At 58.3% G+C, this 7,017-nt stretch carries 10 protein-coding genes; 3 read left to right on the top strand and 7 right to left on the bottom strand.

Annotation, left to right across the window (positions count from 1 at the left end; genetic code table 11):
• A partial coding sequence (locus tag WA989_RS18135; RefSeq protein ID WP_424341875.1) for a hypothetical protein occupies positions 1-733 on the bottom strand: 733 nt, incomplete at its 3' end.
• A gap of 172 nt (positions 734-905) precedes the next feature.
• Positions 906-1,433: a GNAT family N-acetyltransferase gene (locus WA989_RS18130; protein WP_424341874.1), complete on the bottom strand. Its 528-nt coding sequence runs from the start codon at positions 1,431-1,433 to the stop codon at positions 906-908.
• 286 nt (positions 1,434-1,719) lie between these two features.
• On the opposite strand from WA989_RS18130, the gene WA989_RS18125 reads away from it, so the two are divergent.
• Both WA989_RS18125 and WA989_RS18120 read left to right on the top strand, forming a co-directional pair.
• Positions 1,720-2,211 carry a Panacea domain-containing protein gene (locus WA989_RS18125; protein WP_424341873.1) on the top strand — a complete coding sequence of 164 codons (492 nt, stop codon included), beginning with the start codon at positions 1,720-1,722 and terminating at the stop codon, positions 2,209-2,211.
• An 11-nt stretch (positions 2,212-2,222) separates the two neighbouring features.
• Positions 2,223-2,879, top strand: coding sequence for a hypothetical protein (locus WA989_RS18120; RefSeq protein ID WP_424341872.1), 657 nt, complete (start codon positions 2,223-2,225; stop codon positions 2,877-2,879).
• Between the two features lie 70 nt (positions 2,880-2,949).
• Here WA989_RS18120 and WA989_RS18115 read toward each other — a convergent pair whose 3' ends face one another.
• The 3 genes from WA989_RS18115 to WA989_RS18105 form a co-directional block, all read right to left on the bottom strand.
• Complete coding sequence (locus WA989_RS18115) at positions 2,950-3,417, bottom strand: hypothetical protein (protein ID WP_424341871.1); 468 nt, start codon at positions 3,415-3,417, stop codon at positions 2,950-2,952.
• A gap of 80 nt (positions 3,418-3,497) precedes the next feature.
• On the bottom strand, positions 3,498-3,674 hold the full coding sequence (locus WA989_RS18110; RefSeq protein WP_424341870.1) for a hypothetical protein: 177 nt from the start codon (positions 3,672-3,674) through the stop codon (positions 3,498-3,500).
• 166 nt (positions 3,675-3,840) lie between these two features.
• Positions 3,841-4,014, bottom strand: coding sequence for a hypothetical protein (locus WA989_RS18105; RefSeq protein WP_424341869.1), 174 nt, complete (start codon positions 4,012-4,014; stop codon positions 3,841-3,843).
• A 1,288-nt stretch (positions 4,015-5,302) separates the two neighbouring features.
• On the opposite strand from WA989_RS18105, the gene WA989_RS18100 reads away from it, so the two are divergent.
• Positions 5,303-6,271 (top strand): glycosyltransferase family 8 protein, encoded by a 969-nt coding sequence (locus WA989_RS18100; protein ID WP_424341868.1) that lies wholly within the window; start codon positions 5,303-5,305, stop codon positions 6,269-6,271.
• Positions 6,272-6,329: 58 nt separating this feature from the next.
• Here the strand turns inward: WA989_RS18100 and WA989_RS18095 are convergent, their stop codons facing one another.
• Both WA989_RS18095 and WA989_RS18090 read right to left on the bottom strand, forming a co-directional pair.
• Positions 6,330-6,632, bottom strand: a complete 303-nt coding sequence (locus tag WA989_RS18095) for a hypothetical protein (RefSeq protein WP_424341867.1) — start codon at positions 6,630-6,632, stop codon at positions 6,330-6,332.
• A gap of 186 nt (positions 6,633-6,818) precedes the next feature.
• Positions 6,819-7,017 (bottom strand): DNA cytosine methyltransferase (locus WA989_RS18090; protein ID WP_424341866.1); only part of this gene is annotated, 199 nt, incomplete at its 5' end.

The raw sequence follows: 7,017 nt of genomic DNA, 5'->3' as shown, positions 1-7,017 counted from the left end.
AGTTGAGGGTCTCCAGACGGATCTCTAGAGCCTGGTCGGCCTTGGCGATATCGGACGCGGCGGCCCTGGCAGAATCGCGCATCTGCGCGGCCTGGCGCGGGATCGCCTCGCCCATCATCTCGGTCTGTTTATTGATGTCGGACGCTAGGATCTCGAGCGCCTTGCGCTCCTCACCAAGGCGCGCCGACAGTTCTTTGGCATTGTCGGCGGCGACGTAAGAGACGCTCTCAAGCCTTTGTCTTTCATCGGAAATTTCGCCGGCCATCGCCTTCATAGAGGACAGCGCATGCGCCATGGAGCGGTCGACTTCGCCGGCCGATTTCTTCATCAGCTCTGCAAAGACGGTCGCGTCCGAGCCGGTTTTCTCGAGCGGGGCGAGCAGGCGGGCAGCCGCTTCCAGCACGACTGCATTGGTCGAGGCGGCCCGTGCATTCTCGCGTGCCAGCATGCCGGCGAGCACCAGCATGAAGCCGGGTATGGCGAGCGCGACAGCGCCAGCGCCGATCACGGCAGCCGAATATTCCGACAATTGATCAAGCCCGATCAGCGCGACAGCGCCGCCAAAGGCTGCGCCCCACCAGGCAAAGGCGAGGCCAAGCCCCATCCAGCCAAAGGTGCGGCCCTTGTCTCGGGCCTCTGCCAGCGTCTGCAAATGCCGCGAGGGCGATGTCGACGCCTGTATCGGCGTCACTGTCGGCAGTGCGTTGGGGGGAGGGCTGTCTTTAGCGTCCATGGCGGCCAATCTACGCGTTACTCGTGATACCTGCGACTCAAATGTCACAGGCAATGGCCCCAGTCCCTCTAAATCCATTTAGGACTGTCGCGGGCGAGGCGGTCAACCCATACATGCATACATTATGCCTGTTTAATGCTGGCTGAACGCAAATTGGCCGCCAGGCACTCGCTTAAGAGGCGAAATCGGCGGCGTTTTTCTCAAAAAGGAGATGATCGCGCCATTCGCCGTCCAGCTTCAGATAGCGCTGGGCGAGCCCGATTTCGCGAAATTCGAGCCGTTTGATGAGCGTCAGCGAGCGCTCATTATGGGGCATGATGGCGGCCTGGACGCGGTTGAGGTCGAACTCCCCGAAGGCGAGCGCCAGCACATCGTCGAGCGCGCGGCGCATGACCGACTGTCCCTCATGGCGCCGGTCGAGCATGTAGCCGAGCACAGCCGACTGGAACGGCCCGCGCGCGACATGGTCGAGATCGACCTTGCCGATCACCTCCTCGCCCTTGAGAACGATGCAGAAGCGGTAGGCCTTGTCATCCTTCCACTCGCTGCGCGCCAGCTTGGCCGCATCGCGCCAGTGCTTGGCCGTGAAGTAATGGTCGGTGCGCGTCGGCGCGAAGGGCTGAAAGCGCTCGCGATTGATCGTCAGGAACTGGGCGACCCGTTTCGGATCGGTTTCATGCAACGCAACAAGTTCGAACATCTACCAGCAGCCACCATTCTGGTTGGACGGGAAAGTCGGACGGGCTTTCTAAGCGGGATTTGGGGGAGAAGGGAAGGGGGTCAATTCCTTTAGACTGCTCCAAGCGAATAGCGAATCACTTGGCAGAAAATCGCATGGAATTGTCAAAGTTCATGATATGTTCTAAATAGACGACGTGGTGCGGCCTGTGGAGCGACAAAGATGTGAATTGCAATCGTATTTCGTTCATGATTTTGAACGAGTATCGGAGGCTGCCGATGATTCTTAAACACCAAAGTAGTTGCAAATGATGGCTTACGACATTCGAGCTATTGCAAACTATGTGTTGGACTTTTGCGAAGCTAGAAGCAGAAATCTTTCCAATATCGAGGTAATAAAGATCTGCTATTTTGTGCATGAGCACTATTTGGTTTCGACAGGTTGCCGAATAACTGACGCAAAAGTTGAAGCGTGGGGGTTCGGGCCAGTTTTTCGAGAGTTATACTCGGAGTTCAGGAAGTACGGGCGCGATGAGATCCGCGGCAGAGCGCAACGTTATTGCTTTCGAACGCAAGAGCAGGTGCCAGCCTACGATACCTTTTCACAGGTTGATCGAGAAATTATCGAAATTGCGGTCAACAGAGTGTTCGACTTAAGCTATGGTCAGCTGATTGAGTTGTCGCACATCCCAGGTGGGCCTTGGGACCGCGTTTACAACCACAAATCTCCCACAAAGTGTGGGATGGAAATCACTGACGAAGCGATACTGGGCTGGTATCAAACCGTCACAACCCACTAAGGAGTGGAAAGTTGGACGTTCGTAATCCACCAGCAGCACACAATGCCGTTCGATTTATCGGTACGACGTTGGATGCCACCGCGAGAAGCGTTTACAGATTCAAAAAGGGCTCACCGCGAATTTCTTATCAGACCGCATACAATGCCATACATGATCATGTGCATTGGGGGCTGGACGAAGGCACGCTGATCAAAATGGTCCAGCGGCTTAAGAGTGAGCAGAATCGTAAGTGCAATCACGAATTTCTGCAGGCCTATTTCGATTACCACAGCGCGTTGGGACTAGAGGGAGTACCAGCCTTTGATGATCAAGTAGTCGCATTTCGGGTCTCCGCAGGGCTGAAGCTACCGGTAAAACCGACCGCAATTGTAGCGGGGGAGGACCGTTTCAACGTGCTAACGTGCTTGGGATGGTCTACCACCAATTTGTCGGATTTCCAAAAGCGCTTGTGGATGACTATCCATGAAGATGCTCTTTTCTCCCTGACCGATTTTCGTACCGCTCGAGGCGTCTTCTCCATGTATCCCAAGATCAAGGGTGAGCGCGAATTGGTGATGTGGGAACGCGGGGACTACGATCTTCTTTCGATGGGTGAGTTGGACGATAACTTGGATATGTTGGCCGAAGCGATCCGAATGGCCGAACAGTGGATCGCCGACGGACATTAGTGGTCAGTTCGAAGTAAACGCATCTCGTTGAAGTGACAGCTTGCACAAGTACTGTGTGTGCTTGGACTGCCTACCCCTCATCCATCTCCATGTTCGACATCTCGACATAGCCACTTTCGGCGCCGCCATTGAAGCTGACCTCGCACCATTCGAGCCCCTGGGCGCACATTTCGATCAGGCCGCCATCGCCGGGGGCGAGGACGCCAACCTGTTCGGTTGAGGCGGACGGGCCTTCATAGGCCGGGATCGGCGCGCCTGACGTGTTGATATAGGGGGTTTCGGCCGAGAGCATGGTGGCCCATTCGATTTCCGGCTCGGGCAGACCTTCCTCGGTCCTGTCGATCGGGTCGGCATCGTCATCCATCCCGGCCGGATCTTCGGTCGCCAGCTCCGGCGCGGCGTCTACTTCTGCATTGTCGGCCGTCATATCGGGATTGCGGGCCATGTCATTATCGGCCTCTTCGACAGCGGGGCTGCCGGGGGTGCAGGCGGCAAACAGGAAAAGGGCGGTGCTGCAGAGGGGAAGAGCGAGTTTCATCGAGGGTCAGCCTTGTTTGAGGGCGCAGGCATCCGGATATGCCGGCGCCTGCGCGATCGTTGGAATGTCATAGGGGGTGTCTATTCGTCCACCTCATCGAGCGGGTCGAAGTCACCATCGTCTTCGGCGATTTCTTCGCCGGCGACATAGCCACCGCCTGCCGCGGCGGCCAAGCAGCCTGTCAGCGTAAGGCTCGCGCCGAGAAGTCCGGCGAGGATGAGAGGTTTCGGGTCGATCTTGTCCAGGTCGAGTTTCATCGGCTTGAAGTCCTTTGTATAACGAAGGGTCAGGGGCAGAACGCGCGAGCGTGCCGACCGGCTGCATTAAATTCTGGAAAGCCTGACGGGAAACGGCCCGGACGGGTGCGAGCCATGTCCGGGCCGTTTTGCTGGTTGAGGGTGTCGTGTGTGGATGGTCGGCGAGCTATTCGCCGTCGACAACCTCATCCAGCGGGTCGAAATCGCCATCATTCTCGTTGATTTCTTCGCCGGCGACATAGGCCGCGCCGGCAATAGCGGCGGTCACGCAGCCAGACAGCGCCATGCCGCCTGCCAGAATGGCCGCAAGCGCGGCTTTCTTTGTCTTGGTCAGTCTCATCTGTCTCATCCTTTACGTGTGTTTGTCAGGAGTAAAACGCGCATCGCGCGAATCGGTTCTCGAAAAAGATGAAGGAGGATGGGGATGAGAGGCTTGGCGCGGCAGCTTTGCGATCACGCCCGCCAAAGCCTTGTACGATCATATGATCGCCATGCGAGCGTTTCCGAAGCCCCAAATGCGAGAAAGACGCGTCATCCGAAAAATCGGACTTCGCGTCTTCCCCTGGTGTCTCGAATCGGTTACTCACCTGCCTGTGACAGCGAATGAGGCGTCCGGGGTCCGAGCACCCTGGGCGCCTTTTCCTTGTCCGGTCATTGAAGGCTTTGACACCTTGTCTAACCGGGCGCGGTCCATTTGCCCGTTTATAGATCTGGCCTGCCGGTCCGGTTTTGGGCCCGCCGGGCCGGCCTGCCGATCTTGGCCTTTGGGTCACCTCTGGTCTTCCGGCGTTCTGTCTACCCTCCTTGCGTCAGGCTTTCAGTCTGTCTTCAGTCCCAGAGCCATCACCTCATGGCCTTGAGCCTCGGGCCGATCATCTTCTGTGATCTGGGACGGTCACTCATGGCTTCCTTCGGTGGTGCGTCCCATTGTGCACTGGACACACCGCTTCCGGTTGCCTCAAGCGCCCGTATCCCGTCGTACGAGAAACGACTGCCTTTGGCTGCCGCTGGCTCAAACTCCCCAAAAGGGAAGCTCTTCACCTTTGGCCGTCGCGCTTCGGATCGTGCCCCGGTCGCGACCTACGGCCCCGCAATATGGGTCTATAGTTCCCCTCATGCGGCCATCGCCTGCTTTGGTCCCGCTGCCTGCGCCTGGCCCTTTGCTCAACCGGCTCTCACCGTTTCGCTCCTGGCCTGACCGACACATCGGGGGCGATGGTCTCGCCAGCGCGCCGTCTGTCGGGGTGTGCTCCCCGCCTCGGCTTTCGTTGGCGTACCGAAACGTTCTCTCAACAACGCGGGTGAGTCGAGAGGGGGCAAGTCGCTTTTTGTGAGAATTGCACAGGTTTGCAACAAGGCTGTGGACAAGTCGCAGCGGGCGATTCCGGCCCTTTCTGTAGAGGCTGCGACAGAGAGCGCGGACGGGGCCCAGCTGCAAGGCGCGAACATTAAATTTTCGGGCAGGCGTCATTTTCTGGCGCAGTCATGGCAATAATGTCCCGCTCGCCTGCCCGCTCTGAAGGCAAAAATCCGATTTTAACCGTCTAAGCCCTTGAATCCTATTGAGTTGCACAAAGTGTGCTGGTTAAGACGAAGCAACAGGCAGGTAAAACGTGAAAGGCGCCGGCATGATCTCACCCAGCACCGCCTTCTTTTACGCGTGTGACGAAAACTATCATGACATGACGCAGTACTCGCTGTGCTCGCTCATGCGCGCCGCCGGGACGGGTCTGCACATCCATTTCTTCCAGTATGGCTACAGCCGCCCCTGCGAGCAGCTCGAAGCGATTGCCCGGGAGGCCGGACATGTTCTCACTGTGGAAACCCTGTCCCTGAATGCGGCCAGCGAGAAGTTCGAGGAATCTGTCGGCGATGGCCTGCATGCGCACATCACGGGCACCGCCTTCGTAAAGCCCTTCGTCATCAACCAGCTGGCGGCCAAGTATGATTATATCATCTACCTCGACAGTGATGTGCTCTTTTTCGACCAGCCCGATCTGTCCTGCCTGACGGGTTTCGACGAGCTGGCCGCCGGCGTGCTCGACTTTGCGAATTTCGCGCGGCCCGAATTCTATCTCAACTGCCTCAATGCCGAGCTGTCTCCGGCCTACATCAATTCAGGCGTGCTGGCGGTGAATGCGGCGCGATGGAAGGCGGTCGACTTCCTGGCGCGCTACCGCCGGAATATCCGCAGACATATCGAGGGCTGCGCCTATATGGAGGCCTGCGCGACGCGCGACCAGTGCCCGATCAACATGACGATCAATGGCGATCTGCGGATCCTGCCGCTCGATTACAATGTTCAGCAATGGGCGATCGGCACGCGCTTCTGGGACGCCGCGCGGGTGCGCCATTATATTGGCAGCCGCAAATTCCTCTCCCCCAGGATCCACAGCCATGATGAGCGCGAGCGCGAGCTTCTGAGAGGGCTCGAAGCGGATTTGCAGATTGGCGCGATAGACCTGCCGGTCAAGGATTTCGGCCTCGCCCACGCGATGAACAATTTCCGCCGCCACAACACGATCGCGGAGCGCACAGCGATGCTGGAGAAGTATCCGGTGACGGAGGCTGTGGGGGCCGCGCAGGTGGCAGGGTAGGGGAGTTCAGAGGTCAGTCATGGGTCCCGCGGACAGGCTTCCCGGAGCCGTTTCCGGCCTAGAAAAGCCGCTCATTGTCCTCGACGACTTCATCGAGCAGCCGCATCGCGACGATCCCGCCGCCGAGCGCCAGAAGCGAATTGCCCATCGAGCGCACCATGTTTGACGGCAGGGCAATTTTCGCGACGCCATCGCGCGCCTTGCGCACTTTGCGGCTGAGGCCGCTATCGACATGCGGGCGCTTTTTCTTTGGGTCGGGCATGTCGAGCAGGGTCGGTTTCCACTGGCGCAGCAGCACACCGGTCCCGACAAGGGCGGCGGCGGCGATGAGTGGCTGGTTCTTTCCCGGAGCGTCGGCCATGGATGGTATCCTTTGAATGACTGTTGCCAAAGGAATGCGCGCCGGGAGGGCGAGGTTCCGTGGCAGGCGGGTGGGGGTCTCAAAGGACGGGCTGGTGCGGCCGCTGGAATAGGGCAGTCAGGTGGGTTGGTGTGGGGTAGTGGATGGGCGGGTGGTGATTGGCGAGCTGCAGTCTGGCGCACTAGCTCAGGCTGCCACTTTTTCGCGACTTCGTTGCGAGGAGATCTTTTCCTTAATTGCAGAAAGTAACGCCTCCGCGATGATAGGAGACACACTATTCCCGATCATTCTAAATGAATGCCAAATTGTTGAATGAAACACGTGGCTGTCAGGAAACCCCTGCAAACGCGCGGCTTCCCTTACAGTAATCACCCTTGGCTCCTCA

Origin of the sequence: Henriciella sp. (assembly GCF_049649345.1) — a bacterium.
Classification (GTDB): Bacteria; Pseudomonadota; Alphaproteobacteria; order Caulobacterales; family Hyphomonadaceae; genus Henriciella.
Note: the sequence above shows the minus strand (reverse complement) of the source record. Positions and strands in the feature narration are given on the sequence as shown.